Here is an 18013-nt window from a genome sequence, read left to right as displayed (position 1 = left end):
GTGGATGAAAAACGACACGTTTTGAGTTCGGAATCGTCGGAGCGGATTTTTGGAAAGCACAGCGGCTTTCGAAACCTGAAGGCGTACTGGCTGGCGGAGCTCTGCTATGATTTTACGTGCCGTTTCTGCGAGCTGTATATCCCAAAAAAGGATCGGCATCATGACCAGATGGTGCAGGCGTCGCGCAGCGGGTTTCAGAATATTCGGGAAGGCAGCGAGCTGAGCGCAACGACCAAAAAGCTGGAGCTGAATCTGACCAATGTGGCCCGGGGACGTCTGGGGGAACTGCATAAGGACTATAAAAAATATTTGCAGCGTAAGGGGCTGCCGTTATGGGAAACGGATGATGCCGCGATGTTTTCCGAAGCCCGGAACCTGCACCCGGAAAGTTTGGACGCTGCGGCAGCATGGGTGAATTCGTCGGGGAGAACGCAGAGCCGGGAGGAGCGGGCGGCAAATCTGGGCGCGGTGCTTTCAGCTCAGGCCCATTATCTGGTAGAAAAGCTGCTGGCCCGTCAGGCAGATTATTTTGAAAAGGGCGGCGGGTTTTCCGAGCGGCTTTACAAGGCCAGAGTGGAGAATAGACAGAAAGGACAGAACTGAGGCTGTTTTGTATGTTCTGTCCGTTTTGGAAGGAGAAGAAGAATGTTTCCTGAAGTACGACTTAGAAGACTGCGCCGCACGGAGGGGCTGCGGAACATGTTCGGACAGCCGCTGCCGGGACCGGAAAAATTCATCTGGCCGGTGTTTGTTCGTGAGGGAACGGGTGTGGAAGAGCCGATTGATGCCATGCCGGGGCAGAGCCGCATGAGCGCCGATGTGCTGCTGAAAAAACTGGAGCCGGTGGCCGAGAGCGGTGTCGGCGGGGTGCTGCTGTTCGGCTTGACCGATCCGTCGAAAAAAGATTCCCGGGGATCGGAAGCCTGGAGCGAAACAGGTGCGGTGCAACAGGCAGTTCCGCTGATCAAAAAAGAGTTTCCGCAGCTGACGGTTTTTACGGATGTCTGTTTATGCGCTTATACCGATCACGGTCATTGCGGGGCATTGCATGCCGGCACAGAAGTTAAAAATGACGAGACTTTGGGACTGTTGCAGAAGGTTGCTGTATCGCACGCTGTTGCTGGCGCAGACTGCGTGGCTCCGAGCGCAATGATGGATGGACAGATCTTGGCGATTCGCGAAGCGCTCGATGAGAACGATCTGACCGATACGCTTTTGATGAGCTATTCCACCAAGTTTGCTTCGTCGATGTACGGCCCGTTTCGCGAGGCGGAACAGTCGGCGCCGGGAAAAGGCGATCGACAGGGCTATCAGGCGTCGTACGGCGATCTGCGCACAGCGCTGCGCGAGTCGGAGTTTGATGAAGATGAAGGCGCTGACATTCTAATGGTGAAGCCGGCGCTGATGTATCTCGATGTGATCACGCGTCTGCGCGAAACAACCGATCTGCCGCTGGCGGCTTATAATGTGAGCGGCGAGTATTCCATGCTGATTGCTCAGGCCGAGCGCGGCTGGGGCGATCTGCGGGCGATGGTTCGTGAGAATATTGCGGCAATGCAGCGCGCCGGAACCGATATTTTTATTTCTTATTGGGCGAATCGTTACGCAGAACTGTTGGCGCGATAAGATTGCTTTGCCCGAAATAACGGCATTACAGAGGGTTTCCATACCAAAATGGAAACGATTCTGAGAAGAGCCTATAGCTTCAAAAATTTGATAATTACCTATCGCGGGTAATTGGACTCTTTCTTGCGGAATGAGCTTTGTGTGGTTGTGAGGCTTCGGGGCATCAGTGAGCACGATGTCCACGGTTTCTTCCAGGGCTGTTCCCGGGTTTCATTGATACGGCCGATCATCCTTTCGGCGATCATCTGGTTGATTTTTTTGGTAGGCATGGGGTCCTTTCGTCTGGATACAAAAAAGCCCCCTTGTGGTGGGGGGCGGTAGAGAACATGGGATAATCTTCATTTATGAACGAAACGCTCGTAAAAGGTTGTAAAGATCTGTTTTGTTTTTGGTTTAAGTGGTCAGGCTTTTCTTCTATTCTGATCAGCATTAATGAAAAATGAAGTATTAGAGATTTTGCTTTGGAGACGAATGCTTGATGCTGACTTATCACAAAGATATTTCACCCAACTTGCGCGTGATTACAGAGCGCAGGACACATTCTTCAAAATCATCATTGCTCTTTTTTCATCTGCATCAGTCGCATCATGGAATATCTGGAAAACTCCCGGGTATGAATGGATTTGGCAAACATTTATTGGGATGACGACTGTTGTGGCTATTTTATCTCCATTGCTAAAATGTGCCGACAAGTATCAGAAATCATTCAACATCTCGGTGGAAATGATAGATCTGCTTTCAAGGTACGAAACTCTGTGGGCTAAAAAAGATTCTCTAACAGAAGATGACGTTAATCAGGAAATGCAGATCCTAAACAAAATATCATTAAGAATTTCATCCAGTGCTTTTGATCTTAACGTGACAAAGCGAAGAAGGATAAGAAGCATACAGCAACAAGTAAAAAAAAGCAGGGGGCTATAATATGTGTGACAAAAAACCAAGAAGAGACGATGGCGAGTGGGTTGGTAATAACAGGCGCTCAGATGAAGGAATTGCTAACGAGAACTTTTCAAAACGTGGCTCTGTTCATGACTCGTGCATTATTAGAAGCGAGGAATCTTGGCCGAAACCCTCAGACATAAAAAAAGACAAGTAGCACAACCGGAAAGTGGAACTTACGGAAAACCCCGGTGGTGATTTTGAAAATCATTAGATCGCGCTGAGTTGGAATCGGCACGGCCTTTTCCGAAGCTCACTTTTGACGTTCGGTAACAAAAAATGAAAATGGAAAAGCATCTGCATAGATTAGGAACTGTATATATCGCATTCGGTTGGATTGGAATTGCGGCGGCCCTTCTTTTCATTCCCCTTACGATAAAAGATATACAGCGCCTATTGAGCGGAACAGGACAACCTGATCTGCAATCGATCGTTTTTATGTTCATTGGTGCATCACTTTTGATCTTAGTGCAGGCAATATTTCATATATTTTTTGGAAAAGCTGTCCGCATGAACCGCAAATGGGCAACGCGAGTTGTTGGATTCATCATTGGTGTTCTGCTGCTTTTTCAATTCCCGATCGGAACAGTCATTGGTGGGTACACATTGTGGGTGCTAGCAAAACTTGATCAATCAATATTAATGGAGCCGAACAAATCAAGTGACCCTACGTGAAACTCGCTGCGTGTCTATGCGAAGCACAAGCCACGAGGCTCCTTTCACCCGTTGGCTTCATATAAAAATGGAAATAGATAAAACCAGACTCAGACCGATGTATCGGTTCTTTTGCAATTTCTTGTTCGTTATAGGATTAATCACATTGCCGTGTGCTGCATTTTTTGAAAAACCACGACCGTGGAATTTCCTGATCGGCGGAGGTTGTATGACTATTTTTTGGGGATATTTAGGAATCACTGGAAAAGTACCGAACTGGCTACAGGGGAAGAAAATATGAAAGAACATAATCCACATCTCAAAGCAGCATTCCTCGAAACAGTCGAAAATCAATTGGCTGACAACGATCCACCGGAAACCACGGAAACGCTGAATCGGTTGGTAAAACAGGGCATTAGTGAAGAGGATGCGAAGCTCTACATTGCACAAGCAGTCTGCGTGGAAGTATTTGATGTCATGACGCATCAAAAGGAATTTAATGAAAAGCGATATCTCAAGAATTTGAAACGACTTCCTAAAGAGCCAAAACAATAACTGAGCTAACCATCGCTTTCACTCTATCGCGGCTTCCGCCCGCTCAAAGTGACGCGAAGCGTTCGCATCAAAAAATGAAAATAATATTAACATCCAAGCAAATACCTGAAATCGCAGATCTTCCGAGAGGCGATCGAAGCGCGATTATTAGGCGACACCATTGGAAAGCATTTTCAAATTGGCGGGGATTGCTCAGCATCTTTTTTCTCGTTATAGGGATGCTTGGAGGACAGCGCGTTCCTCGCATGGTATTGCCTGACAGTTCAGGTTTCATCCGGCAAGTTATTGCATTCTCAATCTATGTTCCCTGTTGCATTGCGTATGTTTCACTATATTACCATTCACTACTTCCTTATATCCGGAAAGAGATGCGTTTTTGGAAAGATAAAAAACTAATATAACTGCGAGCCAATCAAGTGAGCCTACGTAATGACCCGGACGGTCAAAATTGAGCCACAAGGCACGAGGGTCCTTTCAAACGTTCTGTGTAAAAATGAAAAATATAGCGATAGCAATTATCTCACTCTGTATCACCGGATGCATGCCCTCAGACAGTTTGACTTGGCACCTTAACGCCACTCCACAAACAATCGGGGCAACAGAATCCATCCTTACAGCGAAAGCGTTAGAATGCCTTGAGGACTTCCGACTTAATGAGCATTTCAAAGCAGAAGGAAAAACACAGATCTGCGGAGAATTCCAAGGACAGTACTTCAGCATATTTATCGAAGATTATCGCTACACCATAATTGATGAGAGAATTTGGGTTGGGAAACGATACCTACAACAGTCTGAAACCGATACGTTTCAGGATTTGCTAGCACTGCTTGAGAAAATCATAGAAAATTTGGGAGGCAAACCTGTTAGAGAAACACTTCCAAGAAAGTGGATCATAGACTGGTCATAAAACAAAACCACAGAGCCAAAGCACGCACTCTATCACCGCCTCCGGCGGCTCAGGGTAATGCTAGTCGTTGTGTCATGAAAATAAAATGGAAAAAGATGACTTGGTGGTTGACGGTCGTTTGTCTCTTCGCAAGCAGTCTCGCATTTCTCGTTGTCTCGCTGAAATTAGAGAAGACGCTTTTCGACCAACTCGCGGTCATCGGGAAGGCTATTCATGAGCATCCTGAGCGCTGGGAGAGTATTGAATTTACCTATGGAAGTCCCATGCTTTTCCACAAGGATCTCTATCTGAGTACTGATTTTACGGTTAATGCAGCTCAGCTCTCAGCTTTTCTGCTTCTACTCTTGATTGCTTTTCTTACGGGAACAGCAATTCATAAGCAAATTAAAGAAAGACATAGCCGGCGCACACACTCTATCACCGCCTTCGGCGGTTCAAGGTGATGCTGGTCGTTATGCGACAACCTTCTGTGGTCTGCGCAAGCACAGGATCTTCGAAGTGGCCAAGGGACGATCGGAGCACTCCCTGCATAGCGCTCTGATGCGAATGAAAGGCCGGGAACGGGTTCAGGTGGTCTGCATCGATCTGTCTTCAAGCTACCGGGCCTTGGTAAAGCAATACTTTCCGAATGCCCTGATCGTAAGCGACCGGTTCCATGTCGTGCGCACCGTCATCCGCCATTTCCTGGACACATGGAAGCTGCTCGACCCGGTGGGTCGTAAAAACCGGGGACTGCTCTCCCTGATGCGGCGCAAAGGCGAAAACCTGCGCCCGGAGCAGCAGGAACGTCTGGATCAGTATTTTGAGCAAAACCCGGTAATCCGCATCATCTACGAAGCGAAAGAAGAGCTTTGTGAGCTGCTCAACCAGAAACATCGAACGAAAAAGGCCTGCCGGCCACTGGCCTCACGACTGCTGTATTGGATCGATCAGTTGCGCAACAGCCCGTTCGAGCCTCTGCGCACACTTGGGTCCACATTGAGTTCATGGCGTAACGAAATCGCCCGGATGTGGCGTTTCACCCGAAACAACGGCATTACAGAAGGGTTCCATACCAAAATGGAAATGATCCAGAGAAGAGCCTATGGCTTCAGGAATTTCAACAATTACAGATTGAGAGTAATTGTGATGTGTGGTTAATAAAAATCCGCCCTTGCCCCCGTCTTTGGGGAAGAGCCGGTTTGTAAAGGTGGTGGCGAGACCCGGAATCGAACCGGGGATACTATTTAATCCGAAAAAATATCATTTTTTCTAATGTTTATGACATATTTGATTGCCTGTGACACCACTGGACGTTATGCTTTTAATTATGCAAAAGGTGCGAGGGGGTTAGGTATGGCAAGCATTCATAAAAACAACGGGCCAAATTGGTATGCGGCATTCTACGGGCCGGAAGGAACGCGCTGCTTTAAATCGACGGGTACGCCTGACAAAAAACAGGCCATGCAGATTGCCCTGAAGTTTGAAGAGGCGGCAAAGGAGGCGCGGCGGGAGAGGCTGACTATGAAGCGGGTGCGGGATACTCTGTCATCCATTTATGCAACCGTTCACGGGGAAGAGCTGCCAGCGGAAGAAGTCGCCTCGTTTGCGGATCAGTGGCTACAGCGCAAAAAGAATGCATTGGCTGAATCTTCATACGTGGAATACAAAAAGACCCTCGATGAATTTCTTGACTTCATCGGTCCTCGGAAAACAAAGCCACTGGACGCGATAACGGTTGCCATCGTTACTGACTACAGGGACAGCCTGCTAAAGCGCGTCACGCCCGGTACTGCACGGAAAAAGATCAAAGTCCTGCGGGCATTCTATAATGATGCGATGAAAGAAGGGCGGGCTACAGTGAACCCCGCGGCAAGCGTTGATCTGCGGAAGAACGGGAAAAGCAAACGCAAGCCGTTTACCCAAGAGCAGGTTGTCAGCCTGCTGAGTGAAGCCAATCAGGAATGGCAAGGGATGATCCTCATCGCCTACTACGGCGGACTGCGATTGGGTGATATTGCTAAACTAGATTGGGATAATGTGGACTTACAGGCGATGGAGATTCGTTTTGAGGCATCGAAAACCGGTGCCGATGAGGTTTTTCCCTTGAAGGATATTCTTCATGACATTTTGGTCAAACTGCCTTCCTATGACACCGGCGGGCCGGTATTTCCCGAAGCAAGCGCAACCCACAAGCGGGCGGGAACATCCAGTCTATCCAATCAGTTCCGGCAGATCATGCATGATGCAGGACTTGCCAAAGAGCCGACACATGAAAGCACCGGCAAAGGGCGTACAGTAAAGCGGGCGGTCAACAAACTCTCATTCCACAGTTTAAGACATGCGTTTGTCTCAAACCTGAAAATGAGTGGAGCAGGTGACTCCATTGCCCGCGAACTGGCCGGGCATTCCAGCGCGGAGGTTTCGCGTATTTACACACACGGCGACCCGATAGCATTGCGGTCCGCGGTCAACAATCTTCCGAAGTTGGTTGTCCCCAAATGGAGTACGAAATGAAGTTGAGCCGTGAGCAGAAGGGGCAGTTGCTGGCTTGGCACAAGGACCAGAATGTGTCGGCTCAATACGGGCAGACCATAGAATTTTTTAAGAAGATCCAGTTGCTCAGAACGCGGAAACAACAAAAGCTGATTACAAAAAATATCCGGAACCTAAGCTTAGCTCTAAAGGCTATTGGGCTGGATGAACAGTTGGCCTTAACCGAAGCTGCATCATTTTCACCGGAGGGCAAAAGAAAAAGCCTGAGTGATCCTCGGCGGGCACCACGGGAAATAATATTTCCCCCTCATCATGAAATGATACTGGGGTTAAAGCGATTATGTGCTCGATACGAGGGAATGCATAAGGCGATTTTGTCAAACAAACAGCCCTCTCCCTACAAGGAATTGGCGTACAAGATCGCATGCTACATATTCCGAGAGTTGAAGATCGTGCCGAGCACAACGCCAGATAAAGGGGCTTTTGATAAATTACTGAGGATCGTTGTTCCTGATCCCGATGGTAAAGAATCTGACTTGCGGGCAATCCGGAATGCAGCGGTGGACTCGTGGAAGGTTACGCATGAGCATTGCCCAGAGCTTTTTGCTGGCGATTGAATAAAGCCTCGGTATTTAGAGGGGCTTCCTTCAATCCAATATTTCTAGAGCTGCGCAATTAATGACACCCAGAAACAGCCGGGACGGTTTCGGCTGTGAAAAAACAGGGAGATCATTATGAAACGCAATTATCAGCATGAATTAGCCAACGGCACAGGGCAGCTTGAGCGATGGGAACGGTTGCCGACAAAGCCGGGGGAACGGCTTCAGGGATTGAGCAGGAGTTGCATCTATAATCTGATCGATGCGAACAAGATCAAATCCGCATCCATTAAACAGCCCGGCAAGCTGACCGGAATCCGCGTCATCTGGCTACCTTCGTTAATGGAATACATTGAGAGCTGCACAGAGAAGCCGGAGGGTGTGTAAAATGAAAAAGAACCCTTCGCCATTAAAAGCAATCCGGCTTTATTGTCTGGCTTGTGGCTTGAATCAGTCGAAAGAAGTTCGCTTGTGCGGTGCGGTAGATTGTCCAAGCCATCCTCTGCGCATGGGTAAAAGTGTTCCGGGGGTCCGGCCTCTGACCGTGATTAAAAATCATTGCGCTAGTTGTGGGGAGGAGCCTGCGAGAGCCTGCAAGAAAGAATCCTGCGCTCTTTGGCCTTTTCGGCTCGGCAAGAATCCTAACCGGCAGGGTCTCGGCAATTCTGCGAATCTACGTCCAAAATCATCGACTGAAGCCGGGATTCCGAAAAGCGGACAGTTAGAGGCGGGTTCTGATTCATATTAACCCTCTCTGCATTTTTTTCGCCTGTTCAGTCGGGAGAGATCATTAAGTCAATGTTTGGTGCTCTGATATGATAGCGGCTCTAAAAGATCCATTCATGGAAGCGTATGAATTTGATTTGGCAATGCGTTCCAGATCAAAAGGCTTGATGTTGCCGATGCGGCATCCCTCGGCTAAAATTATCCCTTTTGTGAAAAAAGAAGCTGAGCCTGCGCCTGCGAGGTCGGATGTAAAGATTCACGATTTCGAAGAAAAGATGTGTTCTCCTGATGAGTGGGAAACAATCAAGGCATACATGAGGATCAAAAAACCAGATGCCCGTTTCAGGGAAGATAGGGAGCGGCTTGCTCGCCAGATTACACATAATCTGAAGCGCGGGGTTTCTGTCGAATTTCTCGTAGGAGGCGGGACCACCTTGCGCTCCAACTTGCGCACAGACCTTGTGGCCGCAGGGCTGATGAGTTGGGAAAAAAGTTTTTATGCTGATGGGCAACAGGGTAAATCATGGATTACACCGACAAAACTTTTCACGGAAATAAGCATTCGCCCCTGTCAGTTATTGGTGAAGGAGAAAAAGGTAAAGGGCAAGGTCATCAAGGAGCACATCCCTTATTTCCCGAATGACGGGACGTTGGAAGCCCTTGCCGAGTTTAACGAGTTTATGGCGGGGTTTGATGTCGCCTCCTGTCACGACTCGTTAAATGAGACGTTTCGCATGAACTATGTTCCTCAAGATGACGGATCGCCACTTCGGGCGCGGTTGATTCACCCGTTACACAGCATCGACAAAGACCTTCGATGCACTGTGACGATAGACGGAGTGGAGTGTAATCGGCGGGATGTAAAGGCGTGTCACCCCCAGCTTATCCTCAGCATGGATCATAATCTGCCTATGACGTATAGCCCATACGACATTGCTCCAGATGGGTTCAAATACAAAGAGGATTTGGTGGGCGCGGCTAAATGGATGCTTCAGATGATGCTCAACAATAAGAACGAAGCATCAGCCCGGTCCGCATTTTCGAGTAATGATGAAATCAAGCGCAAGCACCGGGTCGCCGCCAAAATATTCTCAAAAAGCCTGACGGGTCTTATGCGAGCCATTGAAAAGAATAATCCGCTACTCAGCGGCTATTTCTACAAAGCCCGTCATGCTGAGTTGATGAACGTCGAGGGTTCTATCATGTTTATGTTCCACCGCAAACTCATGCGGCAGGGGATTCCGTCATTGTCCGTTCATGATGAATATTTAGTGAAACCGGAGCACCGGCAAATTGCCGACCGGGTTTACGCGGAGTGCTGGCAGGAAATAACCGGGGCAGCCAATATCTTCCCTGTTGTCGAAGACGCTTAAACCTGTGTGGACTTAAGCCCAAAATTCACTCTGCATCAAAACTCCTTAAATCCACACAGATCAGGGGCAGGTTTTATAAAACAGCCTCTTACGTCCACATAGGGCAATAGGCATTTATCCCCTGTAAACATTGACTAAAGTAAGGTCGCGGTCTTAGGCGCAGAAATCAGGTTTTCAAAACAGGCCGTTAAGTCCACAGCAATGAGGCCCGCAGGGCCTCGGGCCTCCTTCGTTTTTTTAGGCCGTTTCTGCCGAAGGTTTCTTCCAATCTTTTGCCACGCTGTATGCCACCCAAACGGCGAAGGCGAGCAGGCCGTATAGGACAATGTCGAAGATAGAGCCCAGAATTACGCTCATGAAGAATGTAGGGCGGCTCTCGGGGCCGATAGGGATGTTTATGATCGCCGGGGCCAATTTCCAGTAAATGATGGTCGGGCGGCTCCAATAACCGGGATGGCCAGAGTATGAGCGTTCATTAGAGATTGTTTTGCCGCCTGCCTCAAATGAATACTCGACGACATACCCTGAATGTTCTTCGCCGTATTCATCGATCTTGCTGCCCTCATTAATGACAGTTAAGCGTCCCCTTGTTTCTGTTCCAGCAAAATAAAGTATGGCCCTGTCAAAGGGTAGCCCGGTTATTGCAAACACCCAGCCAAACCCGAAGTAAAAGACGATCAGGGGAACCCATAACCTCATGGGTATTTTGATCTTTAGCAAAAAAACAGACCACACGGCAAAGCCGATGCCGACAACATCCAGTAGCCGCCATAGTTCTTTTGGTAAGTGAATCGGAATAAGAGGATTGAACATTAGGGCAATAGCTACTGCTGCCCATGCCCATTTTTTCGATCCGTGGGTGAATAGCTGTGCTGCCGTGAAAATAAAGCAGGGGCAGACGATCCATCGTAGCAGAATGTAGTAACCGTATGGATTGGGGAATAATGCCCAAAGCAGAAGAACGCATATAATCGCCTGTGGGAGCCAGAGGCATTTTGTGCCATTTGCGTTCATCATATTTGCAATGGCTATCGCTTCAGCGACGATCCCTCCCATGAGCTTTTCCATGTCATTGATTGAATCTCTTCTGCGAGCTGTCGGTCAGGCAGGTGTCGGTCGTGTTTTCTTGCAGCTCGTTGGAGACAGACAATTGCCCGGCCAATCTCTTCTGAGTAGTCATTCAATGATGGGGGCTGAGGAGGGTTTTTAAATTCCTCTTTTGGGTAGTCATCCAAAAAGGATTTGCAAATGGAGGCTTTCCTCTTCAGCCCGGCTGACAATAAACCTAAGCTGTTGTTCGCGTCTGCTGAACAATAAGGTTTGCACAGCAGGCAGATGTTGTTGATCAAGTCCGCGTATTCTTCGGTCGCAAGAATGCTTTGGTATATAGGCTCCCCGCTTTTAGGGTCAAAGCGATATGTTAATGGGGTCCACACCGGATTCCCCCGCCGGTCTGTTCCTAACTGTCGCCTGTATGGCGCAAATACGGGGCATTCCTTGATCTGTTTATGTTGCTGCGTGATCAATTCACGAGCGTCGTAGAAGAGTCTGGGGAGAAGGTCAATTAGCATAAGCTCAATGGCCATTTCCTGCGCTTCTACCAGTGATTTTTTATTCCCATCAACCTGTTCAGACAGATTCAAGATTTCATCCGAAGTGATCCCGAACCGAAACACCCTGCTTGGATCAGTTACGATTCCCAGCTTTATCGCGATAGGGTGGAATTCCATGCGTTGGGCGATGGCGTATACCCGACCATCTGAGCCAAATATGGGTCCGCCCGAGCTGCCCGGAGAAATATCTGTCGAAAACTGAAGTGTGCCCGGCTTCCATTTTCCTTGCCGAGGATGGTTGGCTGCCAGATAGCCTTTTGTCAGTATCCATTCTGAATCATGCGGATGCCCCATTGCATACAGGCTGTCTCCCTGGCTGAGATCACTTGAGAGACCCAAGGGCATATATTCAAAGTCTCCATTTGGAATCTTAATGATGGCCAAGTCCGATACGACCGAGTAGCAGAGAACCTCATTAATCGGGTAAACGCGACCGTCATAAAGGCGCACTTTGTTTACTGTGGACGCAATAACATGCCAGTTTGTAACCAGATAACCATCTGATGTGATCATCACTCCCGATCCGTGACTATCTGGCCCCTCTATAATCACGGTAGCCTGTTTTGCTCGTTCTATAATAGCCTCTATGGGTTCAGGCTCACCTATCGTCGCCCCGGTCATGCTCATTTCGAGACAAATTCTGAGTATGATTTTGTCTGTGGCCGACTCTTCTTCTTTTCGAGTTAACGGTTTAGGAGCCTTGCTGCCGGATTCTTCGCTTGTGCCAAAATTGTTAGCGATGAACTGATGGGCAGTTGTTCCGTTTGCGGTTGAGCTTTTCTCAATCCGGACCACCCGTCCATTTTTAAATTCTATCTGATCGCCCCAGTACCACAGAATGATGTCATCGCCGACGCCGATTTTTGATTGTGGGCGACCGCGCTTTTGGATGACGGACTGATACGTATCCCCGACTTTAATGTCATTGCCGTAACCGACGGTATAAACCGAAAAAACGGCGAGGCATACGAGCGTGATAAGAATCCGAATGTGTCGCACAGCTTCCTTTCCGGAGGCCAAGCGCAAAAAAAAGAGGCGCAACCTCCCGGTCATGCTCCTCCGAGGCCCGCCAGAGCCCTGTACGAACACAACACAAGAGGCGCGCCCGAGCGGGCGCATCCTCTGCACTGTTCGTTCGTACAATTTTGAAACTGGCGGTTTCGGAAGAACGATAAATACTTCTGATGCTAAATTGTTAAAGGCGTATAGCCCTTTAAATCTTTTCTATTCCGGCAGAATACACCCATGACCAGCAGAGTCAATCCGTTCTGCAAAACGTTCCGCTCAGGCCACCTTTTGCGATTCAGAAGCGCAAGAAAGGGCCAAAGTAAGGGTCCGGTGCCGGGCATCGTAAAAACAGCCCTGAGAGCAGGAGAACGGTCCTTAAACATTAGCGCGGCACCTCTCTTTCCAAGGGCTGGAAAATCCTATGATTCTTTTTCCAATCTCTGGAAATAATCCGTAGGATGATCCGTAATTAGGCATATGCGGAACCACCATGGATAAGAAACAACTCAGTGCGCGGGATATTTGCCCCACGCTTAGCACCCCGGCGGTTGAAGCCGCCGGAAGGGATGCCCGCGGTGTTGCCGCTATCGCCCAGAAAGGAGCCAGCAAATGATAGAATGGTGCAATGCGAATCAGGGATTTGTCATGACGGTGCTGACACTGGTGTATGTCATCGCCACAATCGCCATTGTTTTGCTGGCCCGCCATTCCAATAAAATCGCTCAGGCCAACCTGCAAACTCTGGTGGATTTGGAGCGAGAAAAGTCGCGCCCACTGATTGATGTGGATCTTGTCCCTGACAGTATTTTCCTGTCATTGCACGTTTCCAACCGGGGATTAACTCCGGCATATGACGTACAGTTTTCTATCACCCCGACCCTCACATATTTGGAGGGGCACGGGAAGAACGTGCCATTGGCAATTCTGGATAACGGATTGACGTCACTTGCTCCGGGATCAACCACGAAAACCCTGATTGGATCATTTAAGGAGCTAAAAGATGCCAATCCGACTCTGCAATATACTGGAGAGGTGGTTTTTAAGGATGCAAACGGACGCTCATATAAGTCTCCGGTGAACATCGATCTGCGGTGGCGCGAAAAGAACTACTACATCAACCGGAACACCATTCATGATGTTGCCGTGCAATTGGAGGAAATCAAACAGGAGTTTAAATTCATCGCGAACGGGTTCCATAAACCGCATGTCATCACCCAGGACGCCAAAGAAAAACGGGAAGAAGACGAGGCTTTGCGCGAAATGGTTATGGCTGAGAAAGACAGTGCCGGTTAAAGGACGAAAAGGGAGAGGTAATGATGACGTTTTTCGGCCTTCTGCAATCGAAACAGAGGCTGATTTTGCATGACACATCCTTGGCTGCGAGGCGACAAACCCAATCTGATACCGCCGCCCGCTTCGCTGTCATCATCATCCACCAAGGAGCCGTAAAATGATGTTGGGTATCGATACGTCTAATCACAGAGTATATGAGGCTCGAGACACGTATGGAGGAGAGCTCCTTAAGCCAGCTCCGCATCTTTTCAATATGCATCTCGGAAGCACAACGGCCGAGGCAGCCAAACAGTTGATAGTTTCAAAAAGAGGTGACTCTGAGTTTATTTTTCGGGAAGACCTTTTTGACCCGGTTGCTCGTATTCGAAGAGGTCGTATTTATTTCCGCCAAGGGTCACAAAACTGGCATGTATACCCGGCAAATTTGGCTGAGCGGAAACAACTGGCACATATACAGCAGCTCCGGCCAAACGTTGATTGCTTGAGCGAGCACTTCATGACTTATGGCCCGAAATACATGGGGAAGGATGATAAACAACTGCGCTTTGCTGCCATTGGATCAACGCTGGATTTTTCTGTTTGGCGGATTGTTTCGATTGATGCGCTCACTCTGGGGCAGCAGTTAATAACCCTTCAACCCGTGTTATTCATGGGAATCTTGCCGGATGTAGATGCGTCTCTAATTCCTGCTGAGATTCGCAGCTCACTACTGGATGCACTAGAAAGCGTTGCAAACGATATGAAACGAGCCATGCCCAGTTCTGTGATCGACCGGTGCCGTGGCGCGGCAGCTTTGGCCCTGCGCTCTCTGGATAAGAGTCATGGAAAAGATCTGGCAAAGCTCTCCGAGATGGCCGAAAAAAGTACACCTCCCCGGCTGATGGCTGCAAATTGTGCCAAGATTATCAATCTCCTCCACACTCGGGCCAAGGAAAACACCCGCCATGATCATCAATACCGGGAACCAACCGAGCGAGATGCTGAACTCGCGGTTCATTGTCTTGCCTGTATCCTGACGGAGTTCAAATGGGCAAAATAGCGACCAAATTTGAGAGAGGGCAGTTGATTATCCTTCTTGTTACGTTGACGGGATATTTCTCATCTATGGCTGCCGGGATAAACCCTACGAATATGCCTCTGGCATCATGGGTCGACCTTGATCAATTTACTGGCGCACCTGAGTCCTCTGCTATTACGCGAACGGACTATCGACAGCTCGTTTATGAATTGCAACAACAGCGGCAGCAGGCTGCTGTGGAGCAGTCTCAAGCTTTCGGAGCATTAAAAGAGTCGGATGTGCTTGTTTATGAGCAGGTGGCTGCTCCTCGAAATAACGAGTGGCACAAGGTGGCATTGAGTCTGATTCATTGGGACCGGACTGTGGTTTCAGCAACAGCGGGGGTGGCGATGCAGGATGAGTCTGTGCAGGTTGAATCTGTCGAGAGCAACGTAACGGTGTTTGCCTTTTCTCCACTCAAAGACGCAACCTATCGAGGCAGTTATTTGGAAGTCGTTCTTGACGAATCCGACCTGTTTGAAGAGGTAAGTTCTTCTGAACAGCAGATTTCTGAAATCTATCTGGATGGCGGAGATGGTCAGGGGGCGCAATCTGTCAATTTAGGGCAGCCGATTGTGCTTTCATATGAATCAACAGGAGAGAAGACGCTGTCCATCAAGGCAACCCTTGCCGGTGGCACTGTGCTTTATGCGGAATCGGCATTGGATGTTATAGCGCTCAGCACACCTCTGCCGACTCAAACGGTGCGGGTGCAGGCGGACGATCCTTACTCCGACTTCCAGGGGAATCTGTATGTTTATAAATCAGGAAGCCATACGGGGTTGAACTGTCCGGTCTTTGTCGTGGAAGGGTTCGACATGAACAACGACATGGATTGGGACGTGCTCTACAATATCCTGAACAAGGAAAGCCTTGTAGAGACCTTGCGGGCTTACGGGCGGGATTTGGTCGTGCTGGATTTTGATGATGCAACAGCAGATATCTTTGGAAATGCCTATCTGGCTATTGAGGCCATTCAATACATTAACAGCAGTCGGAGAAGTTCATCTGATAAATTTACCGTGATTGGTGCGAGTATGGGTGGGTTGGTGACGCGCCGGGCGCTGGCTGCTATGGATAAGTATCCGTACTCTTACGGTTATAGCGACGTAAACACCTGGATTAGTTTTGACTCTCCCCAGACGGGGGCTAACATTCCCCTCGGAGTGCAGAACTACTTTGACTTCTTTGGCGGGTTCGCCGGGAGCTATTCACAATTGGCCGTTGCCAGAGAGTATCGTGACAAGATCGATTCCGTCGCCGCGCAACAGATGCTGTTGTGCCATTATCGCTGTACAGACTCACTAGCAGGGGAGAGTCCATACTATAGCGAATCGTTTTGGAATAGCATGAATTCATATGGGTACCCCACCTCCTGCAAAACGATAGCTATCAGTAACGGATCTGGATATGGAACAAAGCAACCATTTTATCCCGGCCAGCAAGTCATCCAATGGCATTATGATGATGGGGTTACGCTGGAAATAGGCAGCAGAATTTATGCTTTGTATAGGTCCGACTCAACTGCACTTACTGATTTTTATGGCCGCTTTGACCCGTGGGATCTGTTTGACCTTGTCGATGAGACTGTTTATGAGCGCAATTTTTACCCTTATGGGCTGGATAATGCATCAGGAGGCACCCGGTCAACTTTTCAGGATTTATTTGATGAACTTCCATATAAAAGCTCAGATGACTGGTGTAACTATGGAAATCACTGTTTCATTCCGACATGCAGCTCGCTCGGCATCCCGATTAGCAAGATAGAGCAAACTATTCATGGTAACAGTTCAGTCCTGTCTCTAAGTCCTTTTGATGAAGTTCATTACGCATCTACCAATGAGAAACACATTGATGTTAACTCGAATAACAAACGCTGGTTTTTACGTGCGATTCTTGAGGGATATGACACTGACAGGGATGGCTTTGACGATTATCAGGAACACTACCTCGGAACAGCCTATAACAATGCCCTGAGCAAACTGACACTTTCAACAGGGTTGAGCGTGCCTTCACAAAACAGTGTGGCTGTATCATGGCTGGCATACCCGAACACAAAAAACTATGTCTACAGAGCTGAGACGCTGAATGGGCCTTGGCAGCTCGTTAACACCATTACGGCCAGTTCTTCAAAAACGATCACTCGGACATATGCAATTTCAGATGAACTGTCCTGTGCTTTCTTTAATGTAACAGCAAAACCCGTTGATCCTATTCAGGATTAGAGACGCCAATGGATCTCCCTGCAAGACCATAAATCCGGGCACATACACACGAATCTGGATATGAAAAAAACCGGCAGTTGGGCTTATCCCCAGTGGGTGGTTTTAATGAGGTGTGGGGTAAATTTGATCTGGTGCATGCGTTTTAGCGAGTTTTTCGCACCAATATACGGGCTTGGGAGCATTAAAAAACGGCAGTTGGGCTTATCCCACCAGTCTTGTTCCTTATGGAGTGAGGAGTTGATTTTTTATATGGGACTCATAAATCAGTGCTTCGGGGCAAATTTTTCGCACCTGCAAGAGGGGTTTCAGGGAGGGGAAAAGCCTTGGCGGGGTTTATCCCACCAGTCTTGTTCCTTATGGGGTGTCCTTTGTAATTTTTGCCTTATACGGTAGACTTCGCGTCCTCATCCCCTCTGTTGTCCTCTTGCTTCCGAAGTATTGGGGCTCATTCAGCCCTCTATAGAAGCTCCCGGCACAAAAGGAATATCTGGGGGTTACCCCACCTACCTGTCGTTACTTGAGTTAAAGATCCGCACCCCTTGGGGTGACCCTGCCCCCGTCCGTTGTGCTCACCCCGTCCAGCCTCGTCGTTCCTCGCCCGTGCCGCCTTCGGCGGAATACCGCCGGGCCGCCCGGGTTCCTTCACTCCTCGCCTCGACGGTGCTGAAGTTGACGCGACTGTTCAGACTGCTCCGGATACGTCGCAGACTGAACGGACGTCGCTCTGTGTGGCAACCATTTGGTGAGCCGTCTTTGGACTGAACAAGGGACCAGAAGCAGTCGCAATAAATATCTCTACGGTTTTCCCGATGTTCAGCCGTAGCATTGAGCGGGCGAAGGGGTGTCGGTTCAAAAAAAATTCCCGCATTGCCTGTGCGATTTAAATAATGGCCGGTCAGTGTGTTTAATTTTTGGACGGGTTATGACGGTATCAGATGCTCTGAAACGCCCCCGACAAATAAA

At 48.7% G+C, this 18013-nt stretch carries 18 protein-coding genes; 16 read left to right on the top strand and 2 right to left on the bottom strand.

The annotated features are described in order from the left end of the window. From GT409_RS03755 to GT409_RS03705, 12 genes are all read left to right on the top strand, one after another. Positions 1–603: a four helix bundle suffix domain-containing protein gene (locus GT409_RS03755; RefSeq protein ID WP_233231605.1), complete on the top strand. Its 603-nt coding sequence runs from the start codon at positions 1–3 to the stop codon at positions 601–603. A 42-nt stretch (positions 604–645) separates the two neighbouring features. Further along, positions 646–1626, top strand: a complete 981-nt coding sequence (gene hemB / locus GT409_RS03750) for a porphobilinogen synthase (RefSeq protein WP_160627075.1) — start codon at positions 646–648, stop codon at positions 1624–1626. 432 nt (positions 1627–2058) lie between these two features. Next, the gene (locus GT409_RS03745) at positions 2059–2547 is read left to right on the top strand and encodes a hypothetical protein (RefSeq protein ID WP_160627073.1); all 489 of its coding nucleotides are present in this window, start codon (positions 2059–2061) and stop codon (positions 2545–2547) included. A gap of 297 nt (positions 2548–2844) precedes the next feature. Next, the gene (locus GT409_RS03740; protein WP_160627071.1) at positions 2845–3240 is read left to right on the top strand and encodes a hypothetical protein; all 396 of its coding nucleotides are present in this window, start codon (positions 2845–2847) and stop codon (positions 3238–3240) included. Positions 3241–3516: 276 nt separating this feature from the next. Then, on the top strand, positions 3517–3774 hold the full coding sequence (locus tag GT409_RS03735) for a hypothetical protein (RefSeq protein WP_160627069.1): 258 nt from the start codon (positions 3517–3519) through the stop codon (positions 3772–3774). 493 nt (positions 3775–4267) lie between these two features. After that, the gene (locus tag GT409_RS03730; protein ID WP_160627067.1) at positions 4268–4681 is read left to right on the top strand and encodes a hypothetical protein; all 414 of its coding nucleotides are present in this window, start codon (positions 4268–4270) and stop codon (positions 4679–4681) included. Positions 4682–4755: 74 nt separating this feature from the next. After that, positions 4756–5124, top strand: coding sequence for a hypothetical protein (locus GT409_RS15855; RefSeq protein WP_233231604.1), 369 nt, complete (start codon positions 4756–4758; stop codon positions 5122–5124). After that, positions 5030–5821 carry an ISL3 family transposase gene (locus GT409_RS03725; protein ID WP_160627065.1) on the top strand — a complete coding sequence of 264 codons (792 nt, stop codon included), beginning with the start codon at positions 5030–5032 and terminating at the stop codon, positions 5819–5821. Before GT409_RS15855 ends, GT409_RS03725 begins: the two co-directional genes overlap by 95 nt. A 195-nt stretch (positions 5822–6016) precedes the next feature. Further along, entirely contained in the window at positions 6017–7177 is a 1161-nt protein-coding gene (locus GT409_RS03720; protein ID WP_160627063.1) for a tyrosine-type recombinase/integrase, read from the top strand. Continuing rightward, entirely contained in the window at positions 7174–7773 is a 600-nt protein-coding gene (locus tag GT409_RS03715) for a hypothetical protein (RefSeq protein WP_160627061.1), read from the top strand. Before GT409_RS03720 ends, GT409_RS03715 begins: the two co-directional genes overlap by 4 nt. A gap of 117 nt (positions 7774–7890) precedes the next feature. After that, complete coding sequence (locus GT409_RS03710) at positions 7891–8142, top strand: hypothetical protein (protein WP_160627059.1); 252 nt, start codon at positions 7891–7893, stop codon at positions 8140–8142. Positions 8143–8597: 455 nt separating this feature from the next. Next, a complete protein-coding gene (locus tag GT409_RS03705) occupies positions 8598–9854 on the top strand; it encodes a hypothetical protein (protein WP_160627057.1) in 1257 nt (418 codons plus the stop codon). A gap of 237 nt (positions 9855–10091) precedes the next feature. Here GT409_RS03705 and GT409_RS03700 read toward each other — a convergent pair whose 3' ends face one another. Continuing rightward, a complete protein-coding gene (locus GT409_RS03700) occupies positions 10092–10922 on the bottom strand; it encodes a DUF6804 family protein (RefSeq protein WP_160627055.1) in 831 nt (276 codons plus the stop codon). Continuing rightward, on the bottom strand, positions 10883–12520 hold the full coding sequence (locus GT409_RS03695) for a S1 family peptidase (RefSeq protein WP_160627053.1): 1638 nt from the start codon (positions 12518–12520) through the stop codon (positions 10883–10885). Before GT409_RS03695 ends, GT409_RS03700 begins: the two co-directional genes overlap by 40 nt. A gap of 445 nt (positions 12521–12965) precedes the next feature. Here GT409_RS03695 and GT409_RS15990 point away from each other — a divergent pair, with 445 nt between their 5' ends. From GT409_RS15990 to GT409_RS03680, 4 genes are all read left to right on the top strand, one after another. Continuing rightward, positions 12966–13088 carry a hypothetical protein gene (locus GT409_RS15990; protein ID WP_269844978.1) on the top strand — a complete coding sequence of 41 codons (123 nt, stop codon included), beginning with the start codon at positions 12966–12968 and terminating at the stop codon, positions 13086–13088. Next, on the top strand, positions 13085–13768 hold the full coding sequence (locus tag GT409_RS03690; protein ID WP_160627051.1) for a hypothetical protein: 684 nt from the start codon (positions 13085–13087) through the stop codon (positions 13766–13768). The genes GT409_RS15990 and GT409_RS03690 overlap by 4 nt, the downstream gene beginning before the upstream one ends. Positions 13769–13925: 157 nt before the next feature. Beyond that, positions 13926–14807: a hypothetical protein gene (locus tag GT409_RS03685; protein WP_160627049.1), complete on the top strand. Its 882-nt coding sequence runs from the start codon at positions 13926–13928 to the stop codon at positions 14805–14807. Next, on the top strand, positions 14795–17050 hold the full coding sequence (locus GT409_RS03680) for an esterase/lipase family protein (protein WP_160627047.1): 2256 nt from the start codon (positions 14795–14797) through the stop codon (positions 17048–17050). Before GT409_RS03685 ends, GT409_RS03680 begins: the two co-directional genes overlap by 13 nt. The last annotated feature ends 963 nt before the right edge of the window (positions 17051–18013 follow it).

The organism is Tichowtungia aerotolerans (assembly GCF_009905215.1).
GTDB classification, from domain to species: Bacteria; Verrucomicrobiota; Kiritimatiellia; order Kiritimatiellales; family Tichowtungiaceae; genus Tichowtungia; species Tichowtungia aerotolerans.
Note: the sequence above shows the minus strand (reverse complement) of the source record. Positions and strands in the feature narration are given on the sequence as shown.

Excerpts from the sequence above, each read along its gene's own strand:
- hemB (WP_160627075.1), top strand. The coding sequence starts at position 646 with ATGTTTCCTGAAGTACGACTTAGAAGACTGCGCCGCACGGAGGGGCTG.
- GT409_RS03745 (WP_160627073.1), top strand. The coding sequence starts at position 2,059 with ATGAAAAATGAAGTATTAGAGATTTTGCTTTGGAGACGAATGCTTGAT.
- GT409_RS03740 (WP_160627071.1), top strand. The coding sequence starts at position 2,845 with ATGAAAATGGAAAAGCATCTGCATAGATTAGGAACTGTATATATCGCA.
- GT409_RS03735 (WP_160627069.1), top strand. The coding sequence starts at position 3,517 with ATGAAAGAACATAATCCACATCTCAAAGCAGCATTCCTCGAAACAGTC.
- GT409_RS03730 (WP_160627067.1), top strand. The coding sequence starts at position 4,268 with ATGAAAAATATAGCGATAGCAATTATCTCACTCTGTATCACCGGATGC.
- GT409_RS15855 (WP_233231604.1), top strand. The coding sequence starts at position 4,756 with ATGAAAATAAAATGGAAAAAGATGACTTGGTGGTTGACGGTCGTTTGT.
- GT409_RS03720 (WP_160627063.1), top strand. The coding sequence starts at position 6,017 with ATGGCAAGCATTCATAAAAACAACGGGCCAAATTGGTATGCGGCATTC.
- GT409_RS03715 (WP_160627061.1), top strand. The coding sequence starts at position 7,174 with ATGAAGTTGAGCCGTGAGCAGAAGGGGCAGTTGCTGGCTTGGCACAAG.
- GT409_RS03710 (WP_160627059.1), top strand. The coding sequence starts at position 7,891 with ATGAAACGCAATTATCAGCATGAATTAGCCAACGGCACAGGGCAGCTT.
- GT409_RS03705 (WP_160627057.1), top strand. The coding sequence starts at position 8,598 with ATGGAAGCGTATGAATTTGATTTGGCAATGCGTTCCAGATCAAAAGGC.
- GT409_RS03700 (WP_160627055.1), bottom strand. The coding sequence starts at position 10,922 with ATGGAAAAGCTCATGGGAGGGATCGTCGCTGAAGCGATAGCCATTGCA.
- GT409_RS03695 (WP_160627053.1), bottom strand. The coding sequence starts at position 12,520 with ATGACCGGGAGGTTGCGCCTCTTTTTTTTGCGCTTGGCCTCCGGAAAG.
- GT409_RS15990 (WP_269844978.1), top strand. The coding sequence starts at position 12,966 with ATGGATAAGAAACAACTCAGTGCGCGGGATATTTGCCCCACGCTTAGC.
- GT409_RS03690 (WP_160627051.1), top strand. The coding sequence starts at position 13,085 with ATGATAGAATGGTGCAATGCGAATCAGGGATTTGTCATGACGGTGCTG.
- GT409_RS03685 (WP_160627049.1), top strand. The coding sequence starts at position 13,926 with ATGATGTTGGGTATCGATACGTCTAATCACAGAGTATATGAGGCTCGA.
- GT409_RS03680 (WP_160627047.1), top strand. The coding sequence starts at position 14,795 with ATGGGCAAAATAGCGACCAAATTTGAGAGAGGGCAGTTGATTATCCTT.